The 17,412-nt window shown below is 62.2% G+C and carries 22 protein-coding genes; 12 read left to right on the top strand and 10 right to left on the bottom strand.

What is annotated here, in order from left to right:
* Positions 1-54 precede the first annotated feature (54 nt).
* Together NKK47_RS23560 and NKK47_RS23555 are read left to right on the top strand one after the other, a co-directional pair.
* Positions 55-639, top strand: a complete 585-nt coding sequence (locus NKK47_RS23560; protein ID WP_352449049.1) for a DUF1214 domain-containing protein — start codon at positions 55-57, stop codon at positions 637-639.
* Complete coding sequence (locus NKK47_RS23555; RefSeq protein WP_352578419.1) at positions 632-1,180, top strand: DUF1254 domain-containing protein; 549 nt, start codon at positions 632-634, stop codon at positions 1,178-1,180. Before NKK47_RS23560 ends, NKK47_RS23555 begins: the two co-directional genes overlap by 8 nt.
* Positions 1,181-1,194: 14 nt before the next feature.
* On the opposite strand, the gene NKK47_RS23550 is transcribed toward NKK47_RS23555, so the two are convergent.
* The gene (locus tag NKK47_RS23550) at positions 1,195-1,380 is read right to left on the bottom strand and encodes a hypothetical protein (RefSeq protein WP_023677835.1); all 186 of its coding nucleotides are present in this window, start codon (positions 1,378-1,380) and stop codon (positions 1,195-1,197) included.
* A gap of 187 nt (positions 1,381-1,567) precedes the next feature.
* Between NKK47_RS23550 and NKK47_RS23545 the strand changes: the two genes are divergently transcribed.
* Positions 1,568-2,575 carry a DUF2336 domain-containing protein gene (locus NKK47_RS23545; protein WP_352578418.1) on the top strand — a complete coding sequence of 336 codons (1,008 nt, stop codon included), beginning with the start codon at positions 1,568-1,570 and terminating at the stop codon, positions 2,573-2,575.
* An 11-nt stretch (positions 2,576-2,586) separates the two neighbouring features.
* Here the strand turns inward: NKK47_RS23545 and NKK47_RS23540 are convergent, their stop codons facing one another.
* A complete protein-coding gene (locus tag NKK47_RS23540; RefSeq protein ID WP_352578417.1) occupies positions 2,587-2,934 on the bottom strand; it encodes a DUF1491 family protein in 348 nt (115 codons plus the stop codon).
* Positions 2,935-3,105: 171 nt separating this feature from the next.
* Here NKK47_RS23540 and NKK47_RS23535 point away from each other — a divergent pair, with 171 nt between their 5' ends.
* Positions 3,106-3,366 (top strand): type II toxin-antitoxin system ParD family antitoxin, encoded by a 261-nt coding sequence (locus NKK47_RS23535; protein ID WP_352578416.1) that lies wholly within the window; start codon positions 3,106-3,108, stop codon positions 3,364-3,366.
* A complete protein-coding gene (locus tag NKK47_RS23530) occupies positions 3,359-3,649 on the top strand; it encodes a type II toxin-antitoxin system RelE/ParE family toxin (protein WP_352578415.1) in 291 nt (96 codons plus the stop codon). Before NKK47_RS23535 ends, NKK47_RS23530 begins: the two co-directional genes overlap by 8 nt.
* A gap of 23 nt (positions 3,650-3,672) precedes the next feature.
* Here the strand turns inward: NKK47_RS23530 and NKK47_RS23525 are convergent, their stop codons facing one another.
* On the bottom strand, positions 3,673-4,440 hold the full coding sequence (locus NKK47_RS23525) for a peptidoglycan-binding domain-containing protein (RefSeq protein ID WP_352578414.1): 768 nt from the start codon (positions 4,438-4,440) through the stop codon (positions 3,673-3,675).
* Positions 4,415-6,160 carry a sensor histidine kinase gene (locus tag NKK47_RS23520; protein ID WP_352578448.1) on the bottom strand — a complete coding sequence of 582 codons (1,746 nt, stop codon included), beginning with the start codon at positions 6,158-6,160 and terminating at the stop codon, positions 4,415-4,417. Before NKK47_RS23520 ends, NKK47_RS23525 begins: the two co-directional genes overlap by 26 nt.
* A 517-nt stretch (positions 6,161-6,677) precedes the next feature.
* On the opposite strand from NKK47_RS23520, the gene NKK47_RS23515 reads away from it, so the two are divergent.
* On the top strand, positions 6,678-7,046 hold the full coding sequence (locus NKK47_RS23515) for a DUF5330 domain-containing protein (protein ID WP_352578447.1): 369 nt from the start codon (positions 6,678-6,680) through the stop codon (positions 7,044-7,046).
* Between the two features lie 114 nt (positions 7,047-7,160).
* Positions 7,161-7,589 (top strand): SufE family protein, encoded by a 429-nt coding sequence (locus NKK47_RS23510; protein ID WP_352578445.1) that lies wholly within the window; start codon positions 7,161-7,163, stop codon positions 7,587-7,589.
* 114 nt (positions 7,590-7,703) lie between these two features.
* On the opposite strand, the gene NKK47_RS23505 is transcribed toward NKK47_RS23510, so the two are convergent.
* A complete protein-coding gene (locus tag NKK47_RS23505) occupies positions 7,704-8,129 on the bottom strand; it encodes a Ros/MucR family transcriptional regulator (RefSeq protein ID WP_352454312.1) in 426 nt (141 codons plus the stop codon).
* 674 nt (positions 8,130-8,803) lie between these two features.
* On the opposite strand from NKK47_RS23505, the gene NKK47_RS23500 reads away from it, so the two are divergent.
* The 3 genes from NKK47_RS23500 (at position 8,804) to NKK47_RS23490 (ending at position 12,148) form a co-directional block, all read left to right on the top strand.
* Positions 8,804-10,915: a S9 family peptidase gene (locus NKK47_RS23500; RefSeq protein ID WP_352578413.1), complete on the top strand. Its 2,112-nt coding sequence runs from the start codon at positions 8,804-8,806 to the stop codon at positions 10,913-10,915.
* A 77-nt stretch (positions 10,916-10,992) separates the two neighbouring features.
* Positions 10,993-11,619 (top strand): LysE family translocator, encoded by a 627-nt coding sequence (locus tag NKK47_RS23495; protein WP_352578411.1) that lies wholly within the window; start codon positions 10,993-10,995, stop codon positions 11,617-11,619.
* A gap of 145 nt (positions 11,620-11,764) precedes the next feature.
* Complete coding sequence (locus NKK47_RS23490; RefSeq protein WP_352449057.1) at positions 11,765-12,148, top strand: SET domain-containing protein; 384 nt, start codon at positions 11,765-11,767, stop codon at positions 12,146-12,148.
* Positions 12,149-12,159: 11 nt separating this feature from the next.
* Here NKK47_RS23490 and NKK47_RS23485 read toward each other — a convergent pair whose 3' ends face one another.
* The 4 genes from NKK47_RS23485 to NKK47_RS23470 form a co-directional block, all read right to left on the bottom strand.
* Complete coding sequence (locus tag NKK47_RS23485; RefSeq protein WP_352578410.1) at positions 12,160-13,110, bottom strand: cytochrome c; 951 nt, start codon at positions 13,108-13,110, stop codon at positions 12,160-12,162.
* Positions 13,111-13,119: 9 nt separating this feature from the next.
* On the bottom strand, positions 13,120-13,563 hold the full coding sequence (locus NKK47_RS23480; protein ID WP_352449059.1) for a c-type cytochrome: 444 nt from the start codon (positions 13,561-13,563) through the stop codon (positions 13,120-13,122).
* Between the two features lie 174 nt (positions 13,564-13,737).
* Positions 13,738-14,334, bottom strand: coding sequence for a superoxide dismutase (locus tag NKK47_RS23475; RefSeq protein ID WP_352578409.1), 597 nt, complete (start codon positions 14,332-14,334; stop codon positions 13,738-13,740).
* A gap of 107 nt (positions 14,335-14,441) precedes the next feature.
* Positions 14,442-15,320, bottom strand: a complete 879-nt coding sequence (locus NKK47_RS23470; RefSeq protein WP_352578408.1) for a branched-chain amino acid aminotransferase — start codon at positions 15,318-15,320, stop codon at positions 14,442-14,444.
* 151 nt (positions 15,321-15,471) lie between these two features.
* Here NKK47_RS23470 and NKK47_RS23465 point away from each other — a divergent pair, with 151 nt between their 5' ends.
* Positions 15,472-16,134 (top strand): haloacid dehalogenase type II, encoded by a 663-nt coding sequence (locus NKK47_RS23465; RefSeq protein WP_023677852.1) that lies wholly within the window; start codon positions 15,472-15,474, stop codon positions 16,132-16,134.
* A 174-nt stretch (positions 16,135-16,308) separates the two neighbouring features.
* Positions 16,309-17,133 (top strand): L,D-transpeptidase, encoded by an 825-nt coding sequence (locus NKK47_RS23460; protein ID WP_352578407.1) that lies wholly within the window; start codon positions 16,309-16,311, stop codon positions 17,131-17,133.
* Between the two features lie 83 nt (positions 17,134-17,216).
* Here NKK47_RS23460 and NKK47_RS23455 read toward each other — a convergent pair.
* On the bottom strand, positions 17,217-17,412 hold a 196-nt coding region (locus tag NKK47_RS23455), incomplete at its 5' end, for a hypothetical protein (RefSeq protein WP_352578406.1).

Here is a 17,412-nt window from a genome sequence, read left to right as displayed (position 1 = left end):
CGATATCCCGAGCGACAGTCTTTCAGTCCCCGGCCTTCGGTTCCCCGGCTCCTCATGCTCAAGAACGCCTTCCTGACGCTGCTTTCGCTTGCCATCGCCGTCGTCGGCGGTGGCGGCAGCGTCTGGTATGCACTGAAGCTGCAGGATGGCGTCGGCGCCATCAGGATCGGCCAATGGACCGCCTTCCCCGATATCGGCACGCCGACGGCAGATCCCTATTCGAAGGCCCGCGTGGCTCGCGAAGGCGTGCTGGCGCTCGGACAGGCGGAAGGACTGTCCTTCATAGCCGAGCGCGATTCCGGCGGCGAACAGCTCAAGCGGCAATGTGCCTACAAGATTGCGGGCGGCTTTCCCACCGCCCGGTTCTGGACGCTTTATGCCGCCGACCAGTCGCTTGGCGTGGTCGAGACCGGCAAGCCGAGGCCGGCTGCGCTGCAGTCCTATCAAGTGCTGCGCCAGGCCGACAATTCGGTGGTCATTTCCGTCGGCAGCCGCCCTGCGCCCGGCAACTGGCTGCTGACCAGCGGCGCCGGCAAGATGTACTTGGTGCTTACGTTCTACGACACGCCGATCGCCAGCAGCACCGGTCTCTCGGACGTCACGCTGCCGCAGATCCAGAAGGTCGGCTGCAATGCGTAGCCTGCTGCATGCCGTGCTGCTCGGCCTGCTCGGCGCCGGCATCGTGCACATCATCGTGCTGCTGCTCGTCCCCGAGTTTTCCGAACGCGACGCCTGGTCGCGATTGGCCATGGCTTCGGATCTCTACAAGATGACCAGGCTCGACGCGGAAGCCGGCGGCGCGCCGGTGGTGAAATCGGTCGATCCGCTGTTTTATGCGGCGGCATGCCGCTTCGATCTTGCCGAGGGGATGATGCGGGTCAAGGCACCGGGAAAGGTGCCGTTCTGGTCGATATCGGTCTACGACCGCGGCGGCCACAACATCTACTCGTTCAACGACCACAGCGCGACCGCAGGCGTGCTCGACACCGTTGTGCTGACGCCGGCCCAGATGATCGAGGTCCGCAAGGATCTTCCCGAGGAACTGCAAGGGGCCATCTTCGTCGAGGCGCCGATAGAGGAAGGCGTATTCGTCATCCGTTCGTTCGTGCCCGACGACAGCTGGAAGCCGATCGTCTCGCGGTTTCTCGAACAGAGTTCCTGCGAACTGCAGGATTTTTAAGCCGGTTCCGATGCTCAGTGATGCGGTACCGGCAATGTTCCCGAAGGTCCCGGCTTGTCGGGGCCGGCCGGCCGCGTTTCGCCCGTCAGCGGCCGCTGCTCGTAGCGCACCCCGGGAAAAATGATCACTGCCGCCGGCGCGGCTTGTTGTGCTCGATTGGTTGCCGCCGTTCGCGGCACGAAAGACAGTACCATGCCCATGGTTCGCGTATTCCTCTCGGTTGCCCCGGAGCACAACGCAACGCCTCCATAGTCGATTAAGAAGGTAGTAGGTTAACGGAGCGCTAACGGATCGCCGCTAAATTGATCTTTGTTCTTGGGAAACGCGAAACCGGTACAGCCCGGCAGAGCGCTGTCCAGATCGTGTCGAGTGTCGGGCGTATCCTTCGTGTCAGCTTCGGATTTCAGGCAAATCGCAGCAGGAGCTGAATCGGGAAAGGCCGAAAGGCTGTTTCGCGCCGCGGTATCGGCGTTCTGCTCGCTCACCCGCCCTTCGCGCCGGGAAATCGCGCAGCTCGAAGACCTGACGCTGCCGCTTTTCGAGAATGTCTCGGTCGAATCGCGCCGCTACGTCGCGGCAGCCCTTTCCGAATGCGAATATGCACCTGCCGCGCTGGTGCGGCGGCTTTGCCAGGAGCGGGTCGACATCGCCGCTCCGCTGCTCATCCGCTCGCGCGCCCTCAGCGACGTCGACCTGATCGCGCTGATCGGACGTCACGGCCTGCCGCATGCCCGTGCCATTGCCCGCCGCAAGGATCTCAATCAAACGATCGCGGATCTCATCAAAGTGCTCGAAAGGCCGACGCTGGTGCGGTCGCAGCAGCAGCCGGAAACAACCGCCAAAGCCGCGTCTGAAAACGCCGAAGTGGTTGCGGGCGAGGTCAACAGGCAAGAGGCTTCCGATGCCGCTGAAACTGTACGGCGGCGGTTGCGATCCATGATGCGCGAGAGCTGCACCGCCATCGGTCCGTTCGTCGCGCCACAAACCTACGTCAAGCTGCGCGAGACCGCGCTGACCGGCAATGCGGCATTCTTCCAGACAGCGCTCGCCGATGCGCTCGAAGTCGATTTTTCAACGGCGCGGACGCTCACCGCGAGCCACAATTACACACCGCTGCTGGCCGCCTTGCGCGCGCTCGACCTTAGTGAAGACAAGGCGTTCCTGATCACGGCGGCCATCTATCCGACCGAGTTTCCGCACCCGCAGGCGATCCGCATCTTCCTCGACCGCTACCGCCTGCTGCACCGCGACGCGGCGTTGGACAGGCTCCGCGGCTGGAAGGCCGACACCGTATCGAAAATTGTTCGCAAGCCTGGGCGCGTCGCCGCAAATGCCGACCTGCGCAAGCCGAACAGCGCCGACATAGCCGCCACCCCAAAGGCGCGTCGCGTCTGAAGGGCTTGCCGTTAAGACGCCTTGACCGAGATAAGCTCCTCGACGGGAATGGCGCCCGCCTCGATCTCAATCACCCAGATATCCGAATCGAATCTCTTCTCGCGCTCCAGCCGCGCGTCGAAGATGGCGGCATCGTCGCCTTCGCCAAGCAGGCTGAAAAAACGGTCGTCCGGCCTGGCTGAATCGTAACTCGTCTGCGGCGCCGGCCCGAACAGCGCTATCTCCCCCAGCCTGCCCCGCGCCAGCACGAAAACCGCGCCGGCTTCCGTCGCGCCGCGCTTGACCACGGCGGCAAAGCCGCCGGCGCTGAAAACCCGGCGCAACAGCGCCGACACCCACAGATCGGTGGTTACCCGCATGGCGCGACCCTGCACGATTTCGGTTTTGTGGCGTCGAGATTGTCACTTATTCGCGAGCAACGGTTGGCTATCATAGCGAGTCCCCGGAATGCGACGATCTACCCAAGATCTAACAAATCTTGTTAGCCCCTGTGAAAAAATGCTATAGCGTCCGGTATGAAAGCCCAACCCATGCGCACTCTTACTGTGTCGCTTACGCCCAAGCAGGCCGCCCGTCTACAAGACGCTGTGAACAGCGGAGACTATGCTTCCAACAGTGAAATTGTCAGGGAAGCACTACGTCTATGGGAGCAGCGCGAGGAATTCCGCACTCTTAAACTGGAACGTCTCAAAAGGGCGTATGACGAAGGGATGGCAAGCGGCGAGGGCCAGCACGTGGATCGCACGGCTTTCTTACGCGCTCTGAAAGCCGAACGCGCAGCCCGTGGCTGAATACCGGCTCACCCCCCGAGCTTCTCAGGATTTGCGAGATATTTGGCACCACATTGCCATCGATAACCAGAAGGCGGCTGACAAGCTGATCGGACGCATTTTCGACAGGCTGGAATTGGCTTGCGAGCACGCCAAAATGGGCGCAGCTCGACCGGAATTGAGCGCCACCGCCCGCATTCTGGTCGAGGGACGCTACATCGTGATTTATGAGCCTATGCCCTACGGCATGTTAGCCGTGGCGATAGTCCACGGAATGCGTGACCCGGAGCAATGGCTTAAATAGACCGGGAGACTGGGTTTCGACCCTCAGTTGGTCAGGCCGATCTCGCGCATCTTGACGTAGACGATCTCGTCGGGCTCGCCGGTCTCGGGCAGGCCGAACAGCGCCTGGAATTCCTTGATCGCGGCCTTGGTGCGCGCGCCGACGACGCCATCCAATTGCATGTCGTCATTGCCGAACGCTTTCAGTCCGGCCTGGATCTTGACGATGCGGGGATCCGGCGCCGTCGCATTTGCCGGTGCGGACACCGGAATGGCGGCCGGAGCAGCGGCCGTTTCGACCGGCCGCGGCACCGGATGCGGCACCACGGCCGCGGTCTTTGGCGTGGCGCCCAGTTGATCCAGCAGGACGCTGTCGATCTCGCCGGAGGCATTCAATCCGACCTTCTGCTGATAGGCCTGGATGGCCTTGCGCGTATTCGGTCCGGGAATCCCGTCGATGGTGCCGGAATAGAAATCGAGATCCTTCAATATGCCCTGGACCTGCTCGACGACCGGGTCGCTCTTGATCGGCGCAGCGGCCGGACGCACGATATTGATGGTGGTTTCGGGCTCGTCGCTGTCCGCCCGCGGAAAGCGCTCGATACTCCTGGTGGCGAAAAACGCGCCGGCATGCGGAAAGGGCTGGTACCAAAGCGCGTTCGCCGAGACGTAGAACAGCGTCACCAGGAACGCGGTGGAGCCGCCGACCACAACAGGATTGCGCGAGATCAGGCTGCCCAGCGCCATCGCTCCGTGCTCGAAGGCATTGCCGCGGCGTTTGACCGCCTTAGGCTGTTTTGCGGAGCGACCCATTGCTCTCCCCTTTGCCACCGTCCGCCTTGGCTTTGACCGCGGACATCGGCACCACGCCGGTCTTCTCCGCCGAGCGGCTCGTCGGGCCGCTCACGGGAAGGCTGATCGTCACCGTGGTGCCCTCGCCCGGCATGCTTTCGATCGACATGGTGCCCTCGTGCAGCGCCACCAGCCCCTTCACCAGCGAGAGCCCGAGGCCTGTGCCTTCGAAACGGCGGGTATAGTCGTTCTGGATCTGCATGAACGGCTTGCCGAGATTGACGAAGTCTTCCTCGGCGATGCCGATGCCGGTGTCCCGGACCCAGAAATGCAGCCGCGAGCCGATGCGCTTGGCGCCGATGACGACATTGCCGCCTTCGGGCGTGAACTTGATCGCGTTAGAGACGAGATTGATCAGGATCTGCTGCACGGCGCGACGGTCGGCATTTATTTCGCCTGCGTCCGGCGCGATCTGGGCCTGCAGATCGATAGCCTTTGCCTCGGCTTGCAGGCGCATCATGGACTGGCACATCTCGACCGCTTCGCGGAAGCGGAACGGTTCCGGTTCGGTCGCGTAGGCGCCCGATTCGATCCGCGATACGTCGAGTATCGAGGTGACGACGGCAAGCAGGTGCTGGCCCGAATCCCTGACCAGCCCAACATATTCCTTCTGGCGCGGATCCTTGAAGCTGCCGAACATCTCGTGCAGCAACATGTCGGAAAAGCCGATGATGGCATTGAGCGGGGTGCGCAACTCATGGCTGACGACGGCAAGGAAACGTCCTTTCGCCACCTCGGCGGAGGCAGCCGCCTCATTGGCAGCGGCAAGCTCCTGGCGCAGTCCGGCCAGTTCGTCGTTCTCGCACAGAAGAAGCGTGAAGACAGTCTCCTGCCCCGGCGCGCGCATCATCTCGAGCGAGAACGGCCGGTAATTGTCGGCCGTCACGCCGCTGCTCTGCGGCAGCCGTACGCGAAGGTCGAGCCGGCGCGACAGGGCGCCATCGCGCATATCGGCCAGCGCACTGAGATACGGGACGCGGTCGGACAGATGGATGCGATCGAAAAGTCCGGTGCCGAAAAGCAGCTCCGGCGGCAGCCTCAGCATAGCGCGTGCCTTAGCCGAGACGTCCAGAACCTCGCCATGCGCCGCGATTCGCAGCACGACGGCGTCGATGAGGTCTTCGAGCCGGTGGCTGCCGGCCGGATCGAACTGTGCGCTGGCGGCGCCGCGAAGCGGAGCGATACGCGGAATGAGCGTGAGTGCCCAGGCCAGTGGTACCAGCCAGTGCCATGCGGCGATTTCGGTCTGGTCGAGCGGCAAGACGGAACCGGCTAAAGGCTGCAGCAAGACTGCGACAAAGGCCGATATGGCGCCCCAGATCACGGCACGGCGCGACTGGCCGATCCACCACGCTTCAAACGGCACCGCCACCGCGAGCAAGGCAACCGGCGAGGCCACACCGCCGGCGGCAGCGATAAGGGCACCGAGGGCAATGCTGCCGACGACCAAGGCGAGTTGGCCGGCCAGGGTCATCTTGCCCGATGCAGCCACCAGCAGGGCGGCGAACCAGCAAAGGCCGAACGCCGCAAAGATGGCAGCCACAGTCACGGCCGCGCCCATGCCCGACGTGACCAGCGTCACCGCTGCACCCGCGCTGAAGAAAGGAGCCGCCAGCATGGCGCCAATGAACCGGCTGTGGCGGCGACGATCGCTCTGGCCGAGCACGGACGGATGAACCATCCGTTCGCAACCGGCGGCTATCGCGCCCGGCAACTCGGCGTATCTGGCCTTGATCGCACTCAACTCAACGCACCCGGTCGTGAACGGCCCTGCTTTGCAGGCGGCTTTTGTCGATCCAAAACTCGCATCCAGCGTTTAAGGAATGGATAAGGCTGGGCCGATCGTCCCCCGGCAGGCTGCAAATATCGGGATACCGGCGGGGAAAAACCGGGGCAATTGCCGCCATAGTAAACGGAGCGTTATCCACACCGCCCGCGCCTGCACCTGCGGCCGATGGCATCAAACTGTCGCCGAGTAAGAAAATGATCATGAAAAACAATAGGTTGGATGGTTATCATTTGCTGAATAAAATCTGAGCCGTTCGACGCAAATGAACTTCAAAACGCTTCGTTTCGAATCTACCTAAAATTTGAGGAAAACTGTTGCTTTCGGGACAAGCCGTCCTTTGCGCGTCTGTGCCAGTATCGCGGTACAAGGTCTGCGGTTCGGACGCATGACCGTCATAAAGGACAGACAGATGGGCTTTCTGATAAGAGCTGCTTTCTGGTTTTCGCTGGTGCTTCTGGCGCTGCCGCTGGGTGTCGGCGCCGATGATGCGGGCCACGAAAGCGTCGGGCCGCTCCAGGCGCTGTTTGCGGCGCGCGAAGCCGTCGGTGACATCGCCGGCATCTGCGAGCGCAAGCCGGACGTTTGCGAGACCGGCAAATCGGCAATGCACACCATCACCGCCCGGGCAAAGGAGACCGCCAAGATCGCGGCCGCCATGCTGGACGACAAGGCCGCTGAACCCGATACGGTGACGACCACCGGCAGCGTGCCCGGGGAAATCGTCTTGCCGGCGAAAGTCGATCTGCCGGCGAAACTGCACTTGCCGGCGACGAACTGAGACTGTTTCGGCCGAATTCATCCGCCAGACCGCAAGGCTCCCCACGCCCGGCGCCCGCGGCGTTTCTCCTCTTTTTCCGTGACGTGGCAGCGCCGGATGACTATATCCGGGGGAATGACGACGACGATCCAGACCATCCGCGACGACTTTTCCCTGCTCGACGAGTGGGAAGACCGCTATCGCTATGTGATTGAACTGGGTGAAGCGCTGCCGCCGTTTCCCGACGAGCAACGCATACCGGCCAACAAGGTGCCCGGCTGCGTCAGCCAGGTCTGGTTGACCACCGAACAGGGCGGGGGTGCCGACCCCGTTATCACCTTCGAGGGCGATTCCGACGCCCATATCGTGCGCGGCCTAGTCGCCATCATGCTGGCGCTGTTTTCGGGACGGCCGGCCAGCGAAATCCAGAGGACCGACGCCGAGGCAACGCTAAAGGCACTCGGACTTGACGAGCACCTGTCGCCGCAGCGCGCCAATGGTCTTCGCTCGATGGTCAAGCGCATCAAGCGTGACGCCGAGGCAGCGCTGAAGCAGACCGCCTGACCGCACGGCAGTTGCTGGCGGCATGAAGAACTGGCGGCCTGAGCTTGGTCTCCCCACAATGCGAAAACGGCGCCTGTAGGCGTCGTTTGAGTATCAAACCGGAAGAGCCGCTTGTCAGCGTCCCTTGCGCTTGCGGCCGAGACCCATCTTCTTGGCGAGCTGCGAACGGGCGGCCGCGTAATTGGGCGCAACCATCGGATAGCTTGGGTCCAGGTTCCACTTTTCACGATACTGGTCGGGCGTCAGATCATAGTGGGTCATCAAGTGACGCTTGAGCGACTTGAACTTCTTGCCGTCCTCGAGACAGACGATGTAGTCGTCATGCACCGAACGCTTCGGATTTACCGCCGGCTTCTGCTTGTCGGCAGGCGGCTGCTCGGCGGCCCCGCCGACACGCCCGAGAGCGGCATGGACATCGGCGATAAGGTTCGGCAGTTCGCCGACCGGTACGGGATTGTTGCTGACATAGGCAGCCACCACGTCGGCGGTGAGCTCGATCAGCGCGTCACTGTTTCTGGAAGGTGTTTCGGTAATATCCATGGCGTTCAGGCCCCAACGAGAATTGTTTCTGTTTGCGCCCGTTTCGATAGTTGGGCATCGCGCGAACTTGTGCAGGAAAAAGCCTCCGCGATTCGCGTCGCGGCATCTTAATGGGCCGGGCCGCCAAGTAAGTCAATTCGCTTCTTTCGGTCTATTCAGCGATACAAGTCAAATCTTCCATATTCAGCTTCACTCTTTCGTGCAAAGCGTAACTTTGCCGTTTTTTCTGGTCAGACCAGCATCGACTGACGCCGCGGCAAGCAGCCATTACACAAACGGCAGCAGGTAAATAGAGTTCGATGCTTGACCCTGCCGGCGGCATTACAGCCTGGATGATCGGCGGATTCAGTAAAATCATAGGTTGCGAAGCGTTACTGTTGCTCGCGAGCCGTCGCCGGAGCGGTGCGCTGTGTCATTGAAATGGGGTAATGTATTTCCGTAGACCCAGCCTTATCGGCCACTTGCCAAGCCGCGAAGGCAGTTGCATGAGATTGACCGGCACTGGCAGGGTCATCGCAGCGACGGCGAGAACCGCGGCAGTCCGAGAAGAAATATTCGTCATCCGCTCCTCCAGCCCGTCCTCTCGAGCCACCACGACAATAGATCATAGCCCTTGAACCCGCGCTGCTCGGCGTGTTCATTCGCCATTCAAGTAGCTTCCACAGCGAGATGCAATGACCAGAACCCCAGTGTTTCCGACCGCCACGCCGCCGCAGCCGGAGAAGCGGCCGATCTTCGACACGCATCACGGCATAACGCGGACGGACGATTATGGCTGGCTGAGGGTCGCCAATTGGCAAGAGATGTTCAGGGATCCGTCCCTGCTCGACGGCCAAATCCGCGCCCACCTCGAAGCCGAGAATGCTTACCAGGCGGCGCTGATGGCCGATACGGTCCAACTGCAGAAGCAGCTTTTCGCGGAAATGAAGGGACGCATCAAGGAAGACGATTCTTCCGTGCCGATGAAGGACGGACCTTACGCCTACGGCTCCTCCTTCAAGCTTGGCGGCCAGCAGCCGCGTTATTTCCGCACGGCGCGTGACGGCGGCGACAAGCAGATATTGCTCGACGGCGATGCCGAGGCCGAGGGCAAGCCCTATTTCCGCCTGGGCGGCGTCGATCATTCGGACGACCACAGCAAGCTGCTCTGGGCCTTCGACGACAAGGGTTCCGAATTCTACACGCTGCGCGTCCGCGATCTGGCCGGCGGCAACGATCTGGCGGACAGGGTCCCGGACACCGGCGGCGGCGGTGTGTGGGATGCCGGCAATGACGGTTTTTTCTACACCCGCCTCGACCCCAACCACCGTCCTTCCAAAGTGCTGTTCCATGCGCTTGGCGACGGTCCTGAAAACGACCGGCTGATCTACGAGGAGACCGATCCGGGCTTTTTCATGGATGTCGGCGGCACGCGCTCCAACGAGTGGATCATGATCGGCATCAACGACCATGAGACCTCGGAATACCGTATCATGAGCGCCGACGATCCGTTCGCAGAGCCGAAGCTGGTTGCGGCGCGCCAGACGGGCCTGCAGTACGAACTCGAGGAAGGCGGCGACATCTTCTTCATCCTCACCAATGCCGACGGCGCCAAGGACTTCAAGATCATGACGGCGCCGGCCCATGATCCGGTGCGCGCCAATTGGCAGGAACTGGTGCCGCACGAAGCGGGCCGGCTGATCCTTTCGGTGATCGGCTTCAAGGACCACATGGTCCGGCTCGAGCGCAAGGAAGGCCTGCCGCGCATCGTCGTACGCGACCGCAAGAGCGGCGAGGAGCACCTGATCTCCTTCGACGAGGAAGCCTTCTCGCTCGGCCTGTCCGGCTCCTACGAATACGACACCGAGATCATGCGCTTTTCCTATTCGTCGATGACGACCCCGGCGCAGGTCTTCGATTACAACATGCGCACCCGGGAGCGGGTGCTGCTCAAGACCCAGGAAGTGCCGTCCGGCCACGACCCGGAGCACTATGTCACGCGCCGGCTGATGGCGCCTGCCGCCGACGGCGAACTGGTGCCGATCTCGCTCCTCCATCACCGCGACACGCCGCTCGACGGGTCGGCGCCTTGCCTGCTTTACGGCTACGGCTCCTACGGCATCACCGTGCCGGCCGCGTTCAATACCAATCTGTTTTCGCTGGTCGACCGCGGCTTTGTCTATGCGATAGCCCATGTTCGCGGCGGCAAGGACAAGGGCTATGGCTGGTACGACGACGGCAAGCGGGCGAACAAGATGAATACGTTCACCGATTTCATCGCGGTCGCCCAGCATCTCGTCGCCGAGCGCTATACGCAGCATGACCGCATCGTCGCGCAAGGCGGTTCGGCCGGCGGCATGCTGATGGGCACGGTCGCCAACATGGCGCCGAAATGCTTCGGCGCCGTCGTCGCCGAGGTTCCCTTCGTCGACGTGCTCTCCACCATGCTCGACGCCAGCTTGCCGCTGACGCCGCCGGAATGGCCGGAATGGGGCAATCCGATCGCTTCGGCGGAGGATTACCGGACCATCGCCGCCTATTCACCCTACGACAATGTAGCCGCGCTCGACTATCCGCCGATTCTGGCGCTGGCCGGCCTGACCGACCCGCGCGTCACTTATTGGGAGCCGGCCAAATGGGTGGCGCGGTTGCGCGACCGCAAGACGGGTGAAAATCCGGTGCTGTTCAAGATCAACCTGGATTCAGGCCATGCCGGCGCCTCCGGCCGGTTTTCAAGACTGGAGGAAATCGCCTTCACCTACGCCTTCGCGCTCAAGGTGACGGGCAAGGCCGAGCTTGCGGCGTGAACATCGGCGGATGAGCGGTCATTGCCTTCCGTTCCGCGACGTGGCTTCATTGGCGGTGAGAGTTGCGGAGCCCACCAATGATCGATCTCGCCACGTTGATAGCTTATGTCGCGGTTGTGCTTGGCTTTGTCTTCATCCCGGGTCCTGCCACCCTTTTGACCGTGGCGCGGGCAACCAGCTCTGGAACCAGGGTGGGCATCGCGACCGGCGCGGGGATCGCGGCCGGCGACGTGGTTCACACCTTCATGGCGATCGTCGGCATTTCGGCGATCATTGCCACGTCGGCGGCGCTTTTCAACATCGTGAAGTACATCGGCGCAGCCTACCTTATTTATCTCGGCATTCGCGCGATCATCGAGAAAACGCCGGCCTATCCGGCCGCCGGCGCACTTGCGATCCCCGCTGCCAAAGCATTTCGGCAGGCTGTTTTGACCGAGGTTCTCAATCCCAAGACCGCGCTTTTCTTCCTCGCATTTCTTCCGCAGTTCGTGCGGCCTGAAAACGGATCGGTGATGCTTCAACTGGCGATATTGGGCGTCATCTTTGTTCTGTTGGGCCTCGTCAGCACGGTGGTTTTCGCCGTGGCTGCGGGCGGCCTCGGTGCATTCCTGCGCCGAAACCCGACGGTGCGGAGATGGCAAGGCAAAGCTGTCGGCGGTATCTATTGCGCCTTAGGCATCCGGCTGGCGCTGCAACAGCGCTAGGGTCTCAACAGGCGACGAGCCGTACGAGGCTTCGGATAATGGGCAGGCACAGCTGATTTTCCGCTCGCAATTGCAAAGGCCGCGCGCTACCCAGTGCGCGGCCTTTTCACAGCCGCGCCAACACACAATCACCCAGGGATCTGCCATGTTGCTCGTCGATGTCTATCTCGACAAATCGCCCATCCAGGGCATCGGCGTCTTTGCCAAGAACCACATTGCCCGCGGCACGCTGGTCTGGAAGCTCGACCCGAAATACGACCGGCGCATCGAGGTAGCGGCCTACGAGCGGGAAACCGGGCCGGTCAGAACCTATCTCGACCGCTACGCCTATCCGGACCGGCGCGACCCGAATTACATCGTCTTCGAGGCCGACGATGCGCGCTACATGAACCATGCCGACAGCCCGAATTGCGACGTCTCGCAGCCGGAGGAGACCTATGCCTTGCGCGACATTGCGCCCGGCGAGGAAATGACCTGCGACTACAATCACTTCTTCGAAACCGGCTTCGATTTCCTCGGCGACCGCTGACGCAACAGCCGTCAGCTCGACGGCTTCTTGCGCGCCGGATAGCCGTTGGGGTGCGGCGGCACGGCTTTCAGGTAGGCGGCGATCGCCGCGCGGTCCTCCGGGGTCAGCACGGCCATGTTCCGCTGCACGTCGACCATTGCGCCGCCGACCGTATCGAAATCCGGCGTGAAGCCGGTTTCGAGATAGTTGGCAATGTCGGCCTCGGACCAGTCGGCGATGCCGCCCTCGCCCGACGTGATGTTCGGCACGATGCCGCTGCCTTCGGCGGCGGCGGCGCCTGCCAGCCACTGGCTTTTCCTGGTGCCGCCGGCAAGATCCCGCGGCGTGTGGCATTCGCCGCAATGGCCGGGGCCTTCGACCAGATAGCGGCCGGCCTGCACCGGCTGCGGCCTGCCGTCGGCGAAGGAAACGACCGGCTGGTCGCTCAAATAGAGCAATTTCCACAGACCAAGGCCGCGTCGGACGTTGAAGGGAAACCCTAGCGAATTGGCGGGCGCCTTGCCGGCGATCGCGGGTAACGTCTTCAGGAATGCATAGAGATCGGCAGTGTCGGCCGGCTTCATGCGCGCGTAGGAAGTATAGGGAAATGCCGGATAGAGATGCTCGCCCGACGGCGACACGCCCTTCAGCATGGCGTTGGCAAAGTCCTCGACCGACCAGGCGCCGATGCCGTCCTTGGTATCCTGCGATATGTTCGGCGGCACGAAGGTGCCGAATGGCGTCTTGAGTTCAAGGCCGCCCGCCAGCTGAAGACGGGCGTCGCCTTGCGAGCCAGGCTTGGCATGACAGGATGTGCAGCCGCCGGCGTAGAAGATGCGCTTGCCCCTGGCCGCGTCGCCAGGACCAAGCTCAGCCAGCGTTGCGGCATCGAGCCTGACCGGAGCCGACAGGAACCAGCCGGCAATCGCGGCCGCGCCGCCCAGAACGAGGGCGGCGCCGACAAGTTTCTTCAGCAAGCGCATTGCCCGCTATCAGCCTTTTTTCACCCTGTAGTTTTGATGACAGTTGCCGCAGCCGCCGCCGATGGTGTTGAACTGCGCCTTCAACGCGTCGGCATCCGCAGGTGCTGCGGCGACCGCCGCCTTGACGTCGGCGAGGTACTTGCCTTCAGCCGTCTTGAACCCGGCCATGTCCTGCCAGATTTTTGGGGACGCCGTGGTGTCGCCGGTGTCGCTGCCCGCCGGGAAAAGCGTGTCGACGCCGGCATGGAATTTCTCGGCATTGACCTGCAGTGCCTGCAACGCCGTCAGCACCGAAGCTGCGTCGTAGGGCGTCTCGCCCTTGACCACTTTCGACAAACCGGCGGCGATCTTGCCACGTTCCTTCATCAGAGCCTGCCGGTCGGCTACCGGATCGGCAAATGCCGCCGAACCAGCGAAGGCGAGCATCGAGATGGCGAGGATAAGCTTTCTCATTCACTTGGCTCCATGTTGAAGGCAATTCAGGATGCGGCCCCACCCCGATGACAAACGGCAAGGATGGCTTAAAAATTCCGACGCTTCGCCTCACGCTTGCGTGAAATTTTTGCAGCTGTCGTTCTGATGCTGAAAAAGAAAAGCCCCGGTTCTGCCGGGGCTTTCTGGAACGGATCAGGCCTTTTCGTAGAGCTCGAGCACATAGTCCCAGTTGATGAGACTGTCGACGAAGGCTTCGAGATATTTCGGCCGGGCGTTGCGATAATCGATGTAATAGGAATGTTCCCAGACATCGACGCCGAGGATCGGCGTCGCGCCATGGACGAGCGGGTTCTCGCCGTTCGGCGTCTTCGAGATCGCCAGCTTACCGTCCTTGACCGAGATCCAGGCCCAGCCCGAACCGAACTGGGTGGTGCCGGCGGCGATGAAGTCGGCCTTGAACTTGTCGTAGCCACCAAGATCGCTGTCGACCGCCTTTTGCAATGCGCCCGGCAGCTTGTTGCCACCGCCGCCCTTCTTCATCCATTTCCAGAAATGGATGTGATTGTAGTGCTGGGCGGCATTGTTGAAGAGGCCCGCATTCTTGCCGAAGGACTGTTTGACGGCCTCTTCGACCGACAAATCGCCCATGCCCGCCTCGGCGGCCAGCTTGTTGCCGTTGTCGACATAGGCCTTGTGGTGCTTGTCGTGATGATATTCCAGCGTTTCCTTGGACATATAAGGCTGCAAAGCCTCGTAATCATAGGGCAAGGCGGGCAATTCAAAAGCCATCGGTCGTACTCCCTCGTGGAAAAATCCGGTGTCGATACCGGACTAACATAGGACTGGATTGGTCTGGAACAACTCCGGAAACGAAGCGCCGGCCGCTTTTTAGCGGGTCAGCCGGGCGAAGTCGAATGCGCCCATTCCCAATACAGTTCGCGCGCCTTCTTGGCCACCGGTCCGGGCTGCAGATTGCGATCCTCGATACGGGTGACCGGCACGACTTTCGAGTGGTTTCCGGTCGAGAAGATTTCGTCCGCCTCCAGGAAATCGCGGATCGACAGCGTCTTTTCCGTCGTCGTGAAACCGTATTCGCCTAGCAGGGCCATGGTGCGCGCGCGGGTAATGCCGGACAGGAAGGTGCCGTTCGGCGCCGGCGTCAGGACATGGCCGTCCTTGACCAGGAAAATATTCGAGGTGCCGGTCTCGGCGACATTGCCCAGCATGTCGAGCACGAGCGCATTGTCGAAGCCGCGCATCTTGGCCTCTAGGATGGCCCGGCCGTTGTTGGGATAGAGGCAGCCGGCCTTGGCGTTGGTCGGCATGGTTTCGATGGTCGGGCGCCGGAACGGCGACACCGTCACCGAAAACCCCGCCGGCGAGATCATCGGCGATTCGTAGAGGCAAAGGCAGAAACGAGTCGAGGCCGGGTCGGCCGGCACGCCCATATAGCCGCCATGCTCGGCCCAATACATCGGCCTGATATAGACCGCCGTGTTGCCTTCGAACTTCTTCAGCCCGTCCCAGGTCAGGCCGACGATCCTGTCGGTGCTCATCGTCGGTTTCAGACCGAGCGCGATCGCCGAGGCATTTACCCGCGCTGCATGGCGATCGAGATCGGGAGCGACGCCCTCGAACCAGCGGGCGCCGTCGAACACGCTGGTGCCGAGCCACATGGCGTGGCTGCGCGGCCCTAGAATGGCAACATTGCCCTCGTACCAGTCGCCGTCGACGAAGGTCCATGTCGCGGATTGCGCCGCAGTCGCCAGTGTCATTGCCAGGTTCCGTTCGATGCTTGTTGCGGCGCATTGGAAGATGCTTTGGCGGCCGCCGTCAACCGGCTTGGCTGAGATTTGTTGAGGCCAGCGGACTGGCGGACTGCAATCAGCGCTTGCGCCTTGCCTTACGCGGCCTCAAAACTGTCGAATGCAGTTCGCGGCTTACGTCTTCGACGCCTATGGCACGCTGTTCGACGTGCATGCGGCCGTGCGCCGTCACGCCGACCAGATCGGGCCGGACGGCCAGTTGTTGTCCGATATTTGGCGCGCCAAGCAGCTGGAATATTCCTGGGTCAGGACGCTGATGGGGGCCTATGCCGATTTCTGGCAGCTCACCGAGCAGGCCCTCGACTTCGCCCTGCGCAAGGTTCCATCCGCCGATGCCGGGCTGAGGGCGAAGTTGCTCGAGGCCTATTGGCGGCTGGACTGCTATCCGGAGGTACCGGCCGTGCTCAAGGCGCTCAAGGCATCGGGGGCAAGGCTGGCGATCCTGTCCAACGGTTCGCCTGAGATGCTGCAAGCGGCCGTCAAGTCCGCCGCGCTCGACCAGGTCCTGGACGACGTCTTTTCCGTCGACAGCGTCAGGCGCTTCAAGACCGATCCGTCGGTCTACGACATGGTCACCACGGGCTGGCGCCTCTATCCGGGCGCTGTCTCTTTCCAGTCATCCAACCGCTGGGACGTCGCCGGCGCCACCAAATTCGGCTTCAGGACGGTGTGGATCAACCGCGCCAATCAGCCAGAGGAATACCGGGATTTTCCACCGGCCCTGATCCTGCCGTCCCTTGAAGGTCTGGTCGCCGGGGGGTGACACCGGAAATGTTGCGTCGGCGCAACAGTGACGATCCAGTCACAGCTTTGCCTTTGTTTGTCCACCCTGCGGCCAGAATTGGAACCGCCTATCGCGCCGGGCATTGCTCGGGCAACCGCGCGCAACCGGACGCATTTATGCTTTGTTGCGATTTGAGACTTAAAAAAGGCAATCATGTTCACACCCCCATCGTCCTCTTTTCGCCTGAGCCGTCGCGGTTTTCTCAACGCAGCAGCCCTCGGCGCCGCCTCGGTCGCGGTCTCCAGTTGCACCACGCTGTCGCAACAACCGGTCGAGCCGCCGCCGCCGACCTATGTCGAGCCGGCGCTCGGCGACTATGTGACGATGTATGGGCCGATGTCGGATGGCGGCTTCGAGCTGCCGGCCATACCGGTCGACAAGATCGACCCGCAGTTCCTGCGCCAGATCGTGGACGATCCGACCGGGCAGCAGCCGGGCACCATCGTCGTCGACACGACCAATCACTTCCTCTACCTGGTGCGCCCGGGCGGCCAGGCGATCCGCTATGGCGTCGGCCTCGGCCGCGCCGGCTTCGAATGGTCGGGCGATGCCGTGGTCCAATGGAAGCAGAAATGGCCGAAATGGACGCCGCCGGACGACATGATAGCCCGGCAGCCGGAGTTGAGACCCTACAGCGCCGAGAATGGCGGCATGCCCGGTGGGCTCAAGAACCCGCTTGGCGCGCGGGCGCTTTATCTCTTCCAGGGCAACCAGGACACGCTCTACCGCTTGCACGGTTCGCCGGAATGGCGGTCGATCGGCAAATCGGTGTCGTCGGGCTGTGTTCGCCTGATGAACCAGGACATCATCGATCTCTATGATCGTGTGCCGAACAAGACCCCGGTCGTGGTGACGGCCGACATCGGTCAGCCGATGGTGGCGACAGCAAACCGCAAAGCCATTCCGATCGACGCCGGCGTGCCGGAAGGATCGATCCTGCTCGGCCCGATAAAATCGATCACAAACTCTATCTTCTGAATTGGGCGAAAGCGCGGGCGGGATCTTCCTCGCTCCTGCTAGTTTTGCTGAGCGTCGGCGTGGCCCGCTTTTAGGTCCGATGGTTACGCCGAGCAGCGGATTTTGCCGCGCTCTGTGCAGACGCCGCCGGTAGACAGCTCATGACCCAAGTCAGTCGTTGCGACCTCACGGTCGGACCGTCCTGAATAGATGGCAGGACTAAGCCGCTCGCGCGGCAATGGCGCTTGTGGCAGGCGGTGCGCCTGCTGATCGACCGTGGTTCTTTGTGACTGGGGTTCC

Origin of the sequence: Mesorhizobium sp. M0019 (assembly GCF_040323975.1) — a bacterium.
Taxonomy (GTDB): Bacteria; Pseudomonadota; Alphaproteobacteria; order Rhizobiales; family Rhizobiaceae; genus Mesorhizobium.
This window is presented reverse-complemented; position numbering and strand designations above follow the sequence as displayed.

Bases quoted from the DNA above. Each gene is read 5' to 3' on its own strand.
- NKK47_RS23560 (WP_352449049.1), top strand. From the start codon at position 55: ATGCTCAAGAACGCCTTCCTGACGCTGCTTTCGCTTGCCATCGCCGTC.
- NKK47_RS23555 (WP_352578419.1), top strand. From the start codon at position 632: ATGCGTAGCCTGCTGCATGCCGTGCTGCTCGGCCTGCTCGGCGCCGGC.
- NKK47_RS23550 (WP_023677835.1), bottom strand. From the start codon at position 1,380: ATGGGCATGGTACTGTCTTTCGTGCCGCGAACGGCGGCAACCAATCGA.
- NKK47_RS23540 (WP_352578417.1), bottom strand. From the start codon at position 2,934: ATGCGGGTAACCACCGATCTGTGGGTGTCGGCGCTGTTGCGCCGGGTT.
- NKK47_RS23535 (WP_352578416.1), top strand. From the start codon at position 3,106: ATGCGCACTCTTACTGTGTCGCTTACGCCCAAGCAGGCCGCCCGTCTA.
- NKK47_RS23525 (WP_352578414.1), bottom strand. From the start codon at position 4,440: ATGGGTCGCTCCGCAAAACAGCCTAAGGCGGTCAAACGCCGCGGCAAT.
- NKK47_RS23520 (WP_352578448.1), bottom strand. From the start codon at position 6,160: ATGGTTCATCCGTCCGTGCTCGGCCAGAGCGATCGTCGCCGCCACAGC.
- NKK47_RS23515 (WP_352578447.1), top strand. From the start codon at position 6,678: ATGGGCTTTCTGATAAGAGCTGCTTTCTGGTTTTCGCTGGTGCTTCTG.
- NKK47_RS23510 (WP_352578445.1), top strand. From the start codon at position 7,161: ATGACGACGACGATCCAGACCATCCGCGACGACTTTTCCCTGCTCGAC.
- NKK47_RS23505 (WP_352454312.1), bottom strand. From the start codon at position 8,129: ATGGATATTACCGAAACACCTTCCAGAAACAGTGACGCGCTGATCGAG.
- NKK47_RS23500 (WP_352578413.1), top strand. From the start codon at position 8,804: ATGACCAGAACCCCAGTGTTTCCGACCGCCACGCCGCCGCAGCCGGAG.
- NKK47_RS23495 (WP_352578411.1), top strand. From the start codon at position 10,993: ATGATCGATCTCGCCACGTTGATAGCTTATGTCGCGGTTGTGCTTGGC.
- NKK47_RS23490 (WP_352449057.1), top strand. From the start codon at position 11,765: ATGTTGCTCGTCGATGTCTATCTCGACAAATCGCCCATCCAGGGCATC.
- NKK47_RS23485 (WP_352578410.1), bottom strand. From the start codon at position 13,110: ATGCGCTTGCTGAAGAAACTTGTCGGCGCCGCCCTCGTTCTGGGCGGC.
- NKK47_RS23480 (WP_352449059.1), bottom strand. From the start codon at position 13,563: ATGAGAAAGCTTATCCTCGCCATCTCGATGCTCGCCTTCGCTGGTTCG.
- NKK47_RS23475 (WP_352578409.1), bottom strand. From the start codon at position 14,334: ATGGCTTTTGAATTGCCCGCCTTGCCCTATGATTACGAGGCTTTGCAG.
- NKK47_RS23470 (WP_352578408.1), bottom strand. From the start codon at position 15,320: ATGACACTGGCGACTGCGGCGCAATCCGCGACATGGACCTTCGTCGAC.
- NKK47_RS23465 (WP_023677852.1), top strand. From the start codon at position 15,472: ATGCAGTTCGCGGCTTACGTCTTCGACGCCTATGGCACGCTGTTCGAC.
- NKK47_RS23460 (WP_352578407.1), top strand. From the start codon at position 16,309: ATGTTCACACCCCCATCGTCCTCTTTTCGCCTGAGCCGTCGCGGTTTT.